General features: G+C 57.4%; 15 protein-coding genes. 5 read left to right on the top strand and 10 right to left on the bottom strand.

Annotation, left to right across the window (positions count from 1 at the left end; all coding sequences use genetic code 11):
• The first annotated feature begins 187 nt into the window (after positions 1–187).
• Positions 188–460, top strand: a complete 273-nt coding sequence (locus GJQ55_RS08980) for a ComEA family DNA-binding protein (protein ID WP_228344630.1) — start codon at positions 188–190, stop codon at positions 458–460.
• A gap of 74 nt (positions 461–534) precedes the next feature.
• Here the strand turns inward: GJQ55_RS08980 and GJQ55_RS08985 are convergent, their stop codons facing one another.
• The 4 genes from GJQ55_RS08985 to GJQ55_RS09000 form a co-directional block, all read right to left on the bottom strand.
• The gene (locus GJQ55_RS08985) at positions 535–1,242 is read right to left on the bottom strand and encodes a hypothetical protein (RefSeq protein ID WP_228344631.1); all 708 of its coding nucleotides are present in this window, start codon (positions 1,240–1,242) and stop codon (positions 535–537) included.
• Positions 1,243–1,257: 15 nt separating this feature from the next.
• Complete coding sequence (locus GJQ55_RS08990) at positions 1,258–1,533, bottom strand: glutaredoxin family protein (RefSeq protein WP_228344632.1); 276 nt, start codon at positions 1,531–1,533, stop codon at positions 1,258–1,260.
• Between the two features lie 69 nt (positions 1,534–1,602).
• Positions 1,603–2,664: a DUF5610 domain-containing protein gene (locus tag GJQ55_RS08995; protein WP_228344633.1), complete on the bottom strand. Its 1,062-nt coding sequence runs from the start codon at positions 2,662–2,664 to the stop codon at positions 1,603–1,605.
• 58 nt (positions 2,665–2,722) lie between these two features.
• A complete protein-coding gene (locus tag GJQ55_RS09000) occupies positions 2,723–3,862 on the bottom strand; it encodes an AraC family transcriptional regulator (protein WP_228344634.1) in 1,140 nt (379 codons plus the stop codon).
• Between the two features lie 73 nt (positions 3,863–3,935).
• Here GJQ55_RS09000 and GJQ55_RS09005 point away from each other — a divergent pair, with 73 nt between their 5' ends.
• From GJQ55_RS09005 to GJQ55_RS09015, 3 genes are all read left to right on the top strand, one after another.
• On the top strand, positions 3,936–4,853 hold the full coding sequence (locus tag GJQ55_RS09005) for a MaoC/PaaZ C-terminal domain-containing protein (RefSeq protein WP_228344635.1): 918 nt from the start codon (positions 3,936–3,938) through the stop codon (positions 4,851–4,853).
• Between the two features lie 15 nt (positions 4,854–4,868).
• Positions 4,869–5,477, top strand: coding sequence for a porin family protein (locus GJQ55_RS09010; protein WP_228344636.1), 609 nt, complete (start codon positions 4,869–4,871; stop codon positions 5,475–5,477).
• 300 nt (positions 5,478–5,777) lie between these two features.
• Positions 5,778–6,827, top strand: coding sequence for an AraC family transcriptional regulator (locus tag GJQ55_RS09015; RefSeq protein WP_228344637.1), 1,050 nt, complete (start codon positions 5,778–5,780; stop codon positions 6,825–6,827).
• On the opposite strand, the gene GJQ55_RS09020 is transcribed toward GJQ55_RS09015, so the two are convergent.
• From GJQ55_RS09020 to GJQ55_RS09045, 6 genes are all read right to left on the bottom strand, one after another.
• On the bottom strand, positions 6,800–7,834 hold the full coding sequence (locus tag GJQ55_RS09020) for a YheT family hydrolase (RefSeq protein ID WP_228344638.1): 1,035 nt from the start codon (positions 7,832–7,834) through the stop codon (positions 6,800–6,802). The genes GJQ55_RS09015 and GJQ55_RS09020 overlap by 28 nt on opposite strands.
• A gap of 50 nt (positions 7,835–7,884) precedes the next feature.
• On the bottom strand, positions 7,885–8,241 hold the full coding sequence (locus GJQ55_RS09025; RefSeq protein WP_228344639.1) for a glutaredoxin family protein: 357 nt from the start codon (positions 8,239–8,241) through the stop codon (positions 7,885–7,887).
• A 228-nt stretch (positions 8,242–8,469) separates the two neighbouring features.
• Complete coding sequence (lepB, locus tag GJQ55_RS09030) at positions 8,470–9,300, bottom strand: signal peptidase I (RefSeq protein ID WP_228344640.1); 831 nt, start codon at positions 9,298–9,300, stop codon at positions 8,470–8,472.
• 67 nt (positions 9,301–9,367) lie between these two features.
• Positions 9,368–9,724, bottom strand: a complete 357-nt coding sequence (locus GJQ55_RS09035; RefSeq protein WP_420907139.1) for a DMT family protein — start codon at positions 9,722–9,724, stop codon at positions 9,368–9,370.
• 9 nt (positions 9,725–9,733) lie between these two features.
• Positions 9,734–11,083, bottom strand: coding sequence for a deoxyguanosinetriphosphate triphosphohydrolase (locus GJQ55_RS09040; RefSeq protein ID WP_228344641.1), 1,350 nt, complete (start codon positions 11,081–11,083; stop codon positions 9,734–9,736).
• 51 nt (positions 11,084–11,134) lie between these two features.
• Complete coding sequence (locus GJQ55_RS09045; protein ID WP_228344642.1) at positions 11,135–11,779, bottom strand: MarC family protein; 645 nt, start codon at positions 11,777–11,779, stop codon at positions 11,135–11,137.
• 220 nt (positions 11,780–11,999) lie between these two features.
• On the opposite strand from GJQ55_RS09045, the gene GJQ55_RS09050 reads away from it, so the two are divergent.
• Positions 12,000–14,342 carry a hypothetical protein gene (locus tag GJQ55_RS09050; RefSeq protein ID WP_228344643.1) on the top strand — a complete coding sequence of 781 codons (2,343 nt, stop codon included), beginning with the start codon at positions 12,000–12,002 and terminating at the stop codon, positions 14,340–14,342.
• The last annotated feature ends 90 nt before the right edge of the window (positions 14,343–14,432 follow it).

Raw genomic sequence — 14,432 nt, forward strand, 5'->3', positions numbered from 1 at the left:
ACCCGGCTTGCCGGGTTTTTTTACGCCCGGGTACAGGCATCCCCTGTGCGTTATCTCATGCCTGAGTAGCAATTCACTGAGCCATCCGGCTGTAAGACGCCGGCCCGAAAATGCGAATATCTGCGGATTTTTATCATGTGGGGGCATTGCTAATTTACGGATTCCCCCACTACTCAGGAGAGTTACCATGCAATGGATCAAGCATCTGTTCGCTGCCGCATTATTATCCGTAAGCCTGCTGGCCGGCGCCGCCGAACCCACTGACGCCAAAATCAATCTTAATACCGCGACCGCGGCTGAACTGACCCAGCTGAACGGCATTGGCAAAGCGAAAGCCGAAGCGATTGTGCTGTTCCGCAAACAGCAGGGTGGTTTTAAATCCGTGGATGAGCTGACGCAGATTAAAGGCATCGGTGCGGCCATTGTGGATAAAAACCGCGCCCGTCTGACGCTGGAATAAAGCGTCCGGCATAAAAAAACCGGCCACTGCAAACGCACTGGCCGGTTTTTTTATGGTTTTTTTAACGGTGTTTTTTAATCGGTAAAACGACAGTTGCCCCACTCACAACGCACCAGCAGATAACTGCCATCCGGGCACCGGGCCTCATACACTTCATTGGGCCAGGAATTCTTCAGCAGATGAATTTCACCACCGGCACAGCCCTGGCGCTGGCTCATACGCTCAACCACATAAAATGAACGTCCATACACCTTGCCACTGCTCTGGGCCACCGCGGCACGTTTCAGTTTCAGGTCAGTGCCTTCCTGCTGCAGGCGGCGCTGCAGCCCCACCAGCTCTTCGTACATACGTTTGTTGCCACGTAAATCCTGATCACCGTTGTTATAGGCGTTCAGTACGTTGCGGCACTCGGCATCGGCTTTGGCGGCATCCTGCAGACGTTCAGCAATATCGGCTTCGGCACTGGCCACAATATTCCAGGTGACCGCCATCGCCAGCCGGGCACCGGTTTCCACCCGTTCATCACTGATCTGCACCACGTCGTAAGCCAGACCAAAATCAGCCCCTTCAACAAAGGTGCCGTTACGCTGCCACCAGTTCTGACGGGCCAGTAATGCGGTCTGACGCATATCCGGGCTGATACCCTGACAGGCGTCGGCCCACAGCCGCAGATGAGTATCTTTTTCCAGCGCGTAATACACCGCTTCGCCGGTGGGAGATAAGGGGTTAGAGCTGCAACCCTGCAGCAACACCAACAATGCAAGCAGTCCGGTCAGACGCATAGGAATATTCCTTGTTCAGAGGGATTCAGAAGAGAGAGAGGGGGCCAGACAGCCCTGCTGCTGCAACCAGCGCCGCAACGCGGCGGCATCAAAGGGCCAGTCAAGCTCGGCCCCGGAGGCTTCGTGCAACAACACCGGAATACGCACCCCGTAACGATTGAGCAGGTCATCACTGTCGGCAATATCGTCCAGATACAGATCTTCGCTCAGCTGCCCCTGTAAAGGCAGCAATAAAGCCTGCGCCTGTTCACACAGATGGCAGGCTTCGGTGCTCATTAAAACTAACGCCACGGGTCGCTCCGGCAACAGCATCAGCAGGCAGTATAGCCGCTGCTGCCGGTTGGCTGAATAGCGCCAACCTTATTCCTTAGCCGCAGTTTCAGCAGCGGGCACCCCGCTCAGCAGTTGGTTAATGCCATGATGGAAGGCCTGCCACACCGGCAGCCGGCTTTCTTCCGGCAGCATTTGCTGCACCAGGTCCTTTAATGTTTGCGCGGCATTGGCCAGCGGGCTGGCTTTATCCAGTGCGCGCAGATAGCTGTCGACATAAGAGGCCAGCGGCGCTTTCAGGCTTTCCAGCTCCGGGGTCGGTAATTGTGGCTGGAACTGCGAATAAGCACGGGTACTGACCACACTGGTCTGCTGCACCAGATTCAGGCTCATAGAGGCCAGCTGCGCGCCATCAAAGCCCAGCTCCATGGCATCCCCCAGGGCACGGCCGATATCACCGGCAAAGAAGCGCTCACTCAGGCTTTGTACGTCATCAAACAAACCGGTTAAGGCGGTGCGTTCGGCCTCGCTGAGGCTGCCGGCTACTTCCATATTCCAGCTGCGCTGGCTGCTGATGGCCATGGATTCACCCGCCGCCGAACGGCTTTGGCTGAGACTCTGGCTTTGTTCAAAACTGACGGTAACGCGGTCGCCCTCACGGGTCAGCACCTCCAGTGAAAAAGCATTGGCCACGTTCAGGCTGTCACTGCGGGCGGTTAATACCGGTGCCGGCTGCGGATTACGGATATTACCGGCCAGTTCATCCAGTCCCTGATTCACCAGCTCCCGACCGGCGGCAATGTCACCCTTCAGGTTATCGTCCAGCATCCCCAGGCCTTTCAGCATATCGGTGGCTTCGGCGTAACCTTTTTCAATGCCCTCACGGGCGGCCTGCAGGCGCTGCTCCAGCCGACCGGCATCCGCGCCCTGCACACGCAGCTGATTCAGACCATTCTGTACATGCTGCAGAATATTACGCGCGGTTTCCTGCGGGCTTTGTTTTTCGCCCACACTCACCACACCGGGCATGGTTTTGGCCAGTGATTCGGTCAGGGCTTTATCCGGCTCGGCGCTTTTATCGGTGCGGGTTGGGGTCGGGGTGGTTTTGCTGTCGGGCAGACGGAATTGCCCGGGATTCAGATTAATGGCCATGACGTTATCCCTGTTGAAAGCGGTATTGGTTCAGTTATCGGCCGTTCAGCGTTTAACTTTAATCCGCCGCTGCAGCCTGCCGGCGCTGATTACGGTATTCCACCGGCGTCTGACCGGTCCAGCGTTTGAACGCCCGGTAAAAAGTGCTGGGCTCGGAAAAACCGGTCAGGTAGACGATTTCATCAATGGTTTCATCGGTACCCGCCAGCAGGCGTTTGGCCAGGTTGCAGCGGTAGTCGGCCAGTAACTGATTGAAGTTGGTACCGGCCTCGGCTAACCGGGTCCGCAGCGTACGGGCCTTCAGCTGTAAGTGGGTGGCCACATCGTCGAGACTGACATCGCCGGTTTCGAGAATTTCCCCGAATACCCGGTACACCCGGGCAACAATATCCTGCCGCTCCAGCTTGGCCACATGCTCAATGGCCAGTTTTTCATGCAGCTGCAGCAATTCCGGCTCGGCATGGAAGGACGGCTGCTCCAGCAGCGTCTGCGGGAAATAAATGCGGTTATCCGCCTGTCCGAAGGTAACCGGGCAGCCGAAGATACATTCATGGCCACGACTGTCGGCGGGTGCGGCATGGCTGAAATGCAAGGCGGAAGGCTGAAACGCGCCGTCAGTCACGTAACGGAAGAAGCGGATCAGCCCCAGCGCCATACATTCGCTCAGGTGACGCAAACCGGCGACTTTGCCACTGGCACTATCGACCAGAATAAACGCCTGATCACCTTCCAGGCCGGTACTGGCCTGTGACGCATCACTGAGCAGACGCTGATAATTCAGCGCCCGCTTCAGTCCGTCACCAAAGGTAGGGGACGATAAAAACAGGTATTGCAAAACCTGCCCTTTATAAACCGGCATGTGTTCGCCCAGATGCAGGCCGATATCAGCATCGCCGGTTTCCTGCTCCAGCACCTGCCAGAACAACACCTGCGCCTGATGCGGGGTACGGATATTACGATCACGCAGCAATTCCGGGGTAACCCCCAGCCGGGCAAAAACCCGGTCTACATCCAGCCCCATGCTCAGCATGGCCTGATGGGCCAGCTGGATCATAACGCCGGAGTCGCGCAATTCTGTCATTCCGCCGGACATAAGTGATTGAATTTCCTGTTGGTAAGGCTGCGATTCTGCCAGATACCGGCGCTGCTGCAAGCCCTGTTGACCAATCTGACGCGCGGCGGCTGCAGGCGGCGCCAATGACGGCTCCTCTGCAACCAGTAGTCTGTCCGGTGCATGACTGATCACCACGAATAAAAAAAGCGGATAGCCCATGACCGACGCCACCCGATTGCATTTTCAGGACACCCCCGGCTTATTAAGCCAGTACGGCCGTGCCCTGCTCGCCCGCCCCGGTAAAACCTCCTCACCGCACCTGCCCGGTATTGAAGCCTGGCAAACCAGCGTCCGCGCCGATGCAGACAAAGTGGCAGCCTACGCCCGGGTCTGTGGTTTTAACCCCGACGCCCCCGGCCTGCCCATTACTTACCCGCATATTCTGGCCTTTCCGCTGCATATGGAGCTGATGCTGCACAAAGATTTTCCGTTAGCGCTGATGGGGCTGGTGCATATCCGCAACCACATTACCCAGCACCGGACCATACAACTCAGCGACAAACTGGATATCTGCTGCCGCTTTAACCCGTTGCAGGAAACCGACAAAGGGCTGGAGTTTGATATCTGTACCGAAATCAGCTGTGGCGGCGAGATCGTCTGGGAATCGGTCAGCACCAACCTGGCCCGCCACCCGCGCAGCAGCCAACGCCGTACTGCCCGGGTGCGCCCGGCGCCGGCCAGCTTCAGCGAGCATGAAGACTGGGAACTGGCCAGCAATCTGGGCCGGCGGTATGCGCGGGTTTCCGGTGACTCCAACCCCATTCACCTGTTTACGCTCAGCGCCCGCCTGTTTGGTTTCCCCCGCCATATTGCCCACGGCATGTGGAGCAAAGCCCGCGCCGCCGCCACCCTGATGCCCCTCCTGAACAGCGAACGCTGCAGCCTCAGCTGCGATTTCCGCCTGCCGCTGTTTCTGCCCGCCAGCGCCGTACTGCACTGGAACCCACCGCAGCAGCACACACCCGCCAGCACCCATTTTGAACTGCGCAGCAGTGACGGCCATAAAACCCATCTGCAGGGCCGGGTTTTCATTCCCGATACGGCTGCTATGATGCCGCTCACCACACAACAATAATAACCGGGCTCACCTATGAATAACCTGCGGAATAACCTGCGGAATAACCTGCGGACTTACCGGCACAATCTGCTGACCACCGGCCTGCTGGCGCTCGCCTTAACCACTCCGGCCGTGCAGGCAGACGGCAGCTTTATTGCCCTGCTGGGCGGCACCACCGAATCAGCAGATATGGATTCCAGCGGCACCAGCTGGCGTCTGCTGTTTGGCCCACGGGCCACCGACAACCTCAGCTTTGAAATGGGCCTGATGGATCTCGGCGAAGCCCGCAATACCATCAGCGGTGCCAACAACAGCGGCATCAGCCGTTTTCATCCGCAGGGCGGCTTGTTCAGCCTGAGCTACCGCTTCGGCGTGCTGGAACAGCTGGATCTGTTTGTAAAAGGCGGCTTTAACCTCTGGTATGCCGACTTTGACCGCGTCAGCATTGATGCCAGCAATGTCCGCACGGAAGAACAGGACAGTGTTTCCGGCGTCAGCATGATTACCGGCGCCGGGCTGATGTGGTGGGTTCTGCCCGATCTGGCGGTACGGGCCGAACTGGAAACCACCGAACTGGAAAGCCGGGAATTTCCCAACACCCGTTTTCAGTTGCTCACGCTGGGTGTACAGTACGATTTCTGAACAGCAGCGACCGATAACGCCAACCTTGTCACAAAACGATCATCTATGCCCCGGTTGCGCCATGTCCGGGGTGGTGGCGGGCGAAGATTGAGACTTTTGTCATATCAAAACCTTTCACATTTGCATACAGTGGCCCGTCGCGTCGCGTCATAAAGTAGCGTTTTACTGCTACTTCCGGTAACACCCTGGGCTTTGTCTGGCCCAGACGGTCGCCGGAACGCCCGTTCTGTATACGCACGACAGCCATGGCACAGGCTTTGCTGTCGATTAAGGTTAACCTCATCTGCGACCGTACCGCCTATGAACATGGAACAAAGTTACGTCTCTGCTGCCCTGGTCCGTCCTCTTGTGGATGCTGCCGGCCCGACTTTCTTTGATCAGCTGCCTGCTGATGAATCCGGCCATATCCAGCGGATTCTCAAGCAGCTGCGCGATCCTGATACCCGCCTGAATACCGACGATGCCGATGAGCTGATCAGCCTGCTGATTAACCGCACCGGCAACGAAGCCCTGTGTGTTCAGGCCGCGCACAAATTCAATGTGCACAGCAGCTGCCAGTTACAGCACCTGTTTTTGTGCTGTAACACATTGCGCGAAGCGCTGTATTACCTGGAAAAATTCTCCACGCTGCTCAGTGATGAGCTGGAAATTCAGGTTACCCGCACCCGCGATAACATCATCAAAGTGAAATTGCCGGTGGCCGATAACTTTATTCTGGCCGCCCAGCGTCACCGCACTGAAATGGCGATCAGCACCCTGCTGAACTGGCTGCGCCAGCTCTGTGGTGCCGAGCTGCAAATCAGCAATATCAGTGTACCGTTCCCGGCCACTCAGTACGCCCCGCAATACAGCCAGCAATGGCGCAGCGAGATTGAATTCAACGCCGGTGAGTGTGCCATTCAGTTTCACAGCAAATGGCTGGATGAAGGGCTGCACAACACCAATCCGCATATTCTGAATATGATGAAGCGCGAGGTGGAAGAACAGTACCGCAAGCTGGCGCGTTCCGGCGCCTTGTCAGAACGCATCCGCAAAGCCTTTACGCAGAATAAAATCCGCCTCAATGCCAACCAGCAGGAAGTGGCCGATTACTTTCACATCAGCGCCCGCACCCTGAACCGGCACCTGCACCGCGAAGATACGTCGCTGAAGCAGATTGTCACCAGCGTGCGTCTGGAAACCACTCGTCACCTGCTGACCAGCACCGATGACAGTATTGAGCAAATCGCGCTCACCGTCGGCTTATCCGGCCGCCGCACGCTGGACCGGATTTTTATCAAAGAAATGAATATGAGCCCGGCACAATACCGCCAGCATCAGCGTCAGGAAGCACTGGTCGTTAACGGCTGAGTGTGCGCATCCGGCAGGGACGCCGGTACTCTTTTCTCCTGCGCGGCAATAAATTCCAGCGCCCGCAGTTCCATCCAGTAAGTCTGATCCTTACTGCGGCGAATAAAGCCGACATGGCCACCGCTGGCCGGTATTTCCAGATGTAAAAACTCGTGTTGTTGTGCCAGTTGCTGCGGAAAGCAGGCCGCTGACAAAAACGGATCATTACGGGCATTTACCAGCAGGGTTGGCACCTTCAGCTCAGCCAGATAATTCAGGCTGCTGGATTGCTGCCAGTAATCCAGCGCATCGCGGAAGCCGTGCAATGGCGCGGTGTAGCGGTCATCAAACTGCTGGAAATTACGGATATTCTGATAGCCGTCGACGCTGATCAGCTGCGGAAAGCGCTGCGCTTTAATACGCATTTTTTCGCCCAGATCGCGCAGAAAGCGCCACATAAAAATCCGGTTACGGCGTTTGGCCAGCTGCAGAGCGCTGCCGTGTAAATCACAGGGCACAGAAAAGGCCACCACCGAGCGCACCGCCGCCGGCATCTGCGCCGCCTCCCGGCCGGCATACACCAGGCTTAAATTACCGCCCATGGAAAAACCCACCAGATGAATACGCTGGTAGCCACAGGCCACGGCATGCTGCACCACCGCGTGCAGGTCTTCGGTGGCGCCACTGTGGTACATCCGCGGTAAGCGGTTGGGTTCGCCACTGCAGGCTCGGAAGTTCCAGGCCAGGGCATCAAAACCCTGGCGGTTGGCCTGACGGGCCACCCCCAGCACATAGGGCCGGCGTGAATGGCCTTCCAGGCCGTGCGAAATAATCACCAATGGCCGTGGCTGGGTACTGGCGGCACAACGGCTCCAGTCCAGATCAAGAAAGTCACCATCACCCAGTTCCAGCCGTTCACGCTGTAAGTGTTCACTGGGCAAGCGCCGCACCAGCGTCGGCAGAATACTTTGCACATAGCCATTGGCCAGCGCCGGTGGCGGAGTATAGGAAGAGGTGATCAGGGGCATGGGGATTCCGGTCGGTTAAGCTGGCCGCATTGTAACGGCCGTTACCGGTTTCAGAAACGCTTATTCAGATAATTACGGATGGCTTCCGGGCTGTACAGCCAGCGCGGGCCCTGGTCATCATCGACCCGCAGGCAGGGCACCCGCGGTTCACCACCACCGTTAAGCAGCTCATTACGATAAGCGTTCACACGCACCACGTCTTTTTCCACCACCCGCAAACCCAGCTTTTCGCAGTGGCGTTTAATGGCAATGGAGGAGGCACAACTGCGGCAGTAGTACAGATGCATACGGCGCGATTCGCGCTCCAGCAGGTCGCGCTGTTGCGCGCTGCAGGGTTGTGGCCGCACCGGCACCAGCCGGTCAACCAGATCCAGTGCCTTGCCTTTCAGATGTCTCGTCAGCTTCATCAGCGTACGCCGTCAATCAGAATGGGGCGGCATTGTAGGCATCTGCAGAAAAATAGCTACCCATAAAGCTCAGCAGGGAGCATTACCGGCCTCAGACTTTGGTCTTTGTCAGGCCGGCAGATTCAGATACAGCACGGTGGCCATGGCCACCAGCACCGTAATACTCAGCAACCAGCGGCTGCGCTGGCAAAAGCGGCAAGGCGGGCGCGGGCTGTTCATGCGGCCGCCTTATTCAATCCAGCCATTGCGGCTGAAGGATGGAATATCGCCCCAGCTGTCCCAGTGCATCCACACCGCCACCGCTTTACCCACGATGTTGCGGTCCGGCACCATGCCCCAGGCGCGGCTGTCAGCACTGTTGCCACGGTTGTCACCCATGGTAAAGAAATGCCCGTCCGGTACGGTCCATTCCCCCTCCGGCCCCGCCCAGACCACCGGCCCGCCGGTTACCGGCGAACGGCCGATCATCCACTGCACCGCGGCGCCAGTGTCACCGAACTGCTCCTGCGCCATGATTTTTTGCGGCCGCCAGGACGGTTCACCGCCCAGCTCTTGCGTGGGTACGGCTTCACCATTGATGGTGAGCTGACGGTTGCGGTAGACAATATGATCACCGGGCAGACCAATGACCCGCTTAATGAAATAACGCGGATCATCGGGCGGAAAAAACACCATCACATCGCCGCGGGCCGGCTCACCGGTCGGAATTAAGGTATTGCCGAACACCGGCATGCGCAGGCCGTAATGAAACTTGCTGACCAGAATAAAGTCACCCTGAATCAGCCCCGGCTCCATGGAACCGGACGGAATCTGAAACGGTTCGGCAATAAAAGAACGCAACACGAACACAATGGCCAGCACCGGAAAAAACGACTTGGCCTGCTCCACCACAAAAGACTCGGTTTCGGCCTTGTGAATGTCCTCAGGGTGCGCCTTATCGGCAATCAGCTGCTGCGCCCGGGACTGGCGCTGCGGTGCCAGCCAGACTTTATCCAATAACGCCACGACACCGGTAGCGGCGGTCAGTACCAGTAAAATCAGGGGAAAATCGATATCCATACCATCACTTATTGTTCAGATGAGGCCGGCATTCTAACCGGCACGGTAAAGGCATGCGAGCCTGCGCTCAGCCCATTTCACTGCGGAAGACAAAATAGACCGCGCCGATCAGGCACAGTGCCGCCCAGACGTAATCCAGCTTCAGCGGTTCTTTTAAATAAAACAGAGCAAAGGGCACAAACACGCTGAGGGTAATCACCTCCTGTATCACCTTCAGCTGCCCCACCGACAGCACGGTATAACCAATGCGGTTGGCCGGCACCTGCAGCAAGTATTCAAACAGGGCAATGCCCCAGCTGACCAGCGCCGCAATCACCCAAGGCTTGTGGTTCATGGTTTTCAGGTGGGCGTACCAGGCAAAGGTCATAAAGACGTTACTGCAGATCAGCAAACCAACAGAAATCGCGACCGGAGAAATGCTCATGGTACGGACTCAGAAATGCGCCGGGCCGGGCTGATAACCGGAAAACTGCCGGGCAATCTGCGCCGCGTAGTTATCGGTCATGCCGGAAATAAAATCGATGGCGCGCATATAGGCTTCATACAGCGTCCAGTCGCTCTGCGGCGCTGAACGCCCCATTAATTCCAGTACCCGCTGATTACGGAAGGTGGCCTGGCCATCCAGCACCCGCTCGCGCACCGCCAGTAAAAAGGCTTCCAGCAAGGTGCCTAACGTGGAATAGGAACCGATTTCCACCGCCAGTTTGCGGTTATCGCGGAAAATCCGTTCCCGCGCCATTTGCTTGGCGGCCGCCACCACCTGACGCACCGGCGCCGGGCAGTAATCAATCAGATCCCCCTGCAACTGGCCGGCCAGCAACTGCTGTTCATGGCGCACGAAAGCGGTACTGGCCGCGGTTACCAGCACTTCCATAGCCAGCCCACGCAGACTTTGCAGGCGCCGGCGCAGGGTATCGGCCTGTTCCAGCTCGGCCTGCACCGCCGGCCAATGATCGTCCAGCAACGGGCGCAGCAGGTCTTCCACTTCCTGATACTGCAGCAGGCCCATTTCGATGCCGTCTTCCAGATCAATCAGGCCGTAACAGATGTCATCGGCGGCTTCCAGCAGATACACCAGCGGATGCCGTGCCCAGCAATCCGGTTTTAATTCCAGCAACCCCAACTGGTTGGCGACCTGGCGCAAAATCGGTAATTCGGTCTGATAACAGCCGAATTTTTTCGCTTCACCACGCTGCACGTAATCCACCGTCCAGGGGTATTTCAGAAAGGCCCCCAGGGTGCCGTAGGTAAGACGTAAGCCACCGCTGAACCGGTGCGATTCCACCTGCGTGACAATGCGAAAGCCCTGCGCATTGCCTTCAAAGGTTTGCAGGTCAGCACGCTCAATGTCACTCAACCCTTGCAGAAAATGCGCATTGCCCGCTTCGCGGAACCAGTGCCGGATAGCGTCTTCACCGGTGTGGCCATAAGGTGGGTTGCCGATATCGTGGGCCAGACAAGCCGCCTGCACCAGCGCGCCCACATCATTGGCGTTTAAACCCAGTGGCAGTTTATCGAGCAGCGCCCGCCCTACCCGGGTACCCAGTGAGCGGCCCACACAGCCCACTTCCAGGCTGTGGGTCAGGCGGCTGTGCACATGGTCGTTCTCGGCCAGCGGATGCACCTGGGTTTTACGATCCAGGCGACGAAACGCGGAAGAAAAAATAATGCGATCGTAGTCTTTATCGAAGGGAGTGCGGCCGGGTTCCAGATCCAGCGTACCCTGAGGCTCGCCAAAGCGGGTGGCAGACAACAGTTTGTGCCAGTGCATCGTTGCAGACATGATCGGTTCCTGATCGGAAAAATAACAATGCGGCGCAGTATATCGGCCGCGTCAGCGTGGCTCCAGCACCGGCAACAGGCCGCTTTCGGCAATGCCATCAAACACAAACTGCACCGCCAGTGCGCACAGCAATACCCCCATCACCCGGGTAATCACCTGCATACCGGTCACGCCCAGCAAACGGTTAAGCTGCGTGGCCGCCAGCAGGCTGACCAGGGTCAGCAGCATCACCACGCCCAGCATGGCAAACACGGTAAACTGCTCCAGCAAATGCCCTTTGGTTTGCGCCATTAACAAAATCAGCGCGCCCATGGTGCCGGGACCGGCAATCAACGGCAGCGCCAGCGGAAACACCGAGACATCGCGTTTGCCCATGGCCTCTTCTTCCTCTTCCGCGGTCGGGCTGTTGGCCGATGAGCTGCGGGCAAACACCATATCAATGCCCATTAACAGCAACATAATGCCGCCGGCGGTGCGTAACGCCGCCAGCGAAATACCCAGCGCGTGCAGCAACCAGTCACCAATAATGGCAAACAGCCCCAGCACAATGGTGGCAATGGCAACGCCGCGGATGGCCATACGCCGGCGCGCCGGCTGGCTGGCATTCACAGTAATGGCGGCAAAAATGGCCGACACATCAATCGGGCTGACGGTGGCAAATAACGTGGCCAGCGCCACGGCGGCGGTATCGCCCATGCAAACTCCTTAAAACGCTCCGGGTTAAGACCGGCTACGCCAAATAATAAAACCGTCCAGCTACCCCTAAGGTGTTACAGGCCAACCGACCTGATGCGCTGTTTTCGTCCCGGTCGGTCATAGCCGGCTCCCGGCTGGCCCCCTAGCGTGATCCGGCTGCGCTCAACCTGCCTTCTGACGCTGCCATTCTTACCACAATAACAAAACGGGATAACCCATCATGAAAACCCTGCTTTCACAGACCACCGCGGTGGTCGCCGGCCGTGGCGGCTGGCGCTGCAAAACGCCGCTGCTCAGCTTACCACTGCTGCTCAGTGCCTGTATTACCGAGTTACCGGGCGAATTTCCGCACCAGGAAGAACTCTGCCGTACCGACACAGCCCGCGAACAACAACGGGCCGCCTCAGCCGCGAATTTTCCGGCCCCCCAGATTACGGCATTAAGCGTAAACGGCAACACAGCCTGGACGGCCGGCGCCGGTGGCGTTCCCCTGCTGACCCCGGGCGATGAAGTTACCCTGACCGGCAGCGGTTTTGGTGCCGGCACCGACATCGATTTTTCCAAAATCATGATCGGCAACACCCGCATTCTGGAAACCGACCTGAAAATGTTCCAACAATTATTGGCCATTAACGATCAGGTCAATTTTGAAACCGACGAACAAATCGACAGCTGGCCGAAAAATATTCTCAGCTGGAACGACAGTGAAATCCGCTTCCGCGTTCCCGATCATGTCAGTGGCGGTGCATTAATTGTGCAGATTCAGAAACGCACCGGCGCCAATGAATCGCTGTTAAATCCGGGCCAGCCGCATAATGTGATTGATGCACAAACCTCGCGCATTATTTCCGACACCTTCCAGCACGAGTGTGATGTGGTATCGCAATTAAGCGATGTTAAAGCCACCAGCCCCATTGCCGTACAGGTGAATAACCCGGGCTTTGAGCAACTGGTGGAAAAAGGCCGCCAGGCCTTCTGGTCGTACGATTACAACATCGGCGTGGCGCACAGTGTGCGCAAACTCGACTGGGATGCCATTTTCTCCTACAAAGCCAACGACCCCATTGCCGGTGGCAAAGCCGACCCGGTAAAACTCTTCGGTGCCATTAAAAACGTGCGCGGGCAGGTACCGGACGAAGCCATCGACGACGTGTATTTTGCGCCCTACCCGATGGCCACGCCGATTCCGGGCTTCCTCACCACGGAGCCCGCCAAACTGCAAGGCAATACCAAAGACACCGGCTGGGCCGGTTACCGTTACGCCGAAGCCAGCGAACCTTACAAAGGCAATGGCTCGTGGATTGGTTTTAACTGCGCCTCCTGTCACGGCTATCAGATCCGTTATGAACAAGCACCTGGGCAGACCGTCACCAAAGTCATCCCAGGCCTGCCCAACCCGGGCTGGAGCATGAAATGGACGGTACTGCAGACCCTGACCAACACCTTTGAAGGCATTTACGCCAAAGAAGAAGGCCCCAGCTGGGCCAGCGGCAACAAGGATATTGCCAAAGACATGCTGATTTACCACATGCCGGCCGGCACTGGTGAACACAACATGGTGCGCATGGTCGGCGAAGGCAGCCACACCGATAACGACTACCAGTTCTCACCCATTGCCATTCCTAACGTCACCAACTACATGGCCATCCGCCGCTCGTTATCGCACACCGAGTCGTACGTTGGCTTTGAAGGTTCTTATATCCACTCCGAAGAACCCGATGGTGCCCAGGGTAATATGAGCAAAGAGTGGCTGGAAGCGCTGACTGCGTATATGACCACGCTGGATGCAAACGATGACGACCTGCGCAATGTGGGCCTGTACCGCTGGCTGAAATACCGCAATAAATTGCAGCCGCAAACCGGTGCCGCCGTCAGTGAGGGCGAATTTGTTCAGCAAGGCTGGCAGCAATACGCTGGCGTCAGCGCGGCGGTTAACCGTGGTAAAGCCACTTATGAACGCGACTGCAGCAGCTGCCACGCCGATGCCTTAGGCGCTCATACCAATGAAAAAATGCTGCGCCTGGATGAAGTCGGCCGCTTCTTTACCCCGACCATTTACCAGAAAGAAAACCAGTCTATCCGCGTCAGTTTCCTGCGTGATCTGTACTGGACCCAGCATCGTGGTCTGCTGTCCGACGGCCACGTGCGCAATCTGGAAGATCTGGTCAGCCCGGATCGTTGCTCACCGGGTACGGCGCTGTACAACAACTACTACACCTTGCACGCCCCGGTCCGCCCGGCCGCCGGTGGCCCGGATCACGTGCTGCCCTACCCCGACCTGAACCGCAAAGGCGATGTATTCCGCGTACCCAAATCGAAATACATCACCAAACTTGACCGTGGCTACAAGCGCAACTTATTTATTGAACGGCATAAATACTTTGTCGAAGTGCCCTGGGATAAAAACCATTACTACTGGGATTACCAGAAAATGCGCAGCGAATACGGCCCGGCGGAAATGGGTACCGGCAAACCGATTGGCATGCCGGACGCACCGCACCCCTGGTGTGCCGGTAACAACGCCGAAGTGGACGATCTGGTGCAGTATCTGCTAACGCTGTAATTCCTTTCGCAAATTCCAGGCCCGCTCCGGCGGGCTTTTTTATAATCTGAAACACCCCCCTACCAACGCCTTGTTAGACCATGGTCGCGG

Origin of the sequence: Venatoribacter cucullus (assembly GCF_016132445.1) — a bacterium.
GTDB lineage: Bacteria > Pseudomonadota > Gammaproteobacteria > Pseudomonadales > Oceanobacteraceae > Venatoribacter > Venatoribacter cucullus.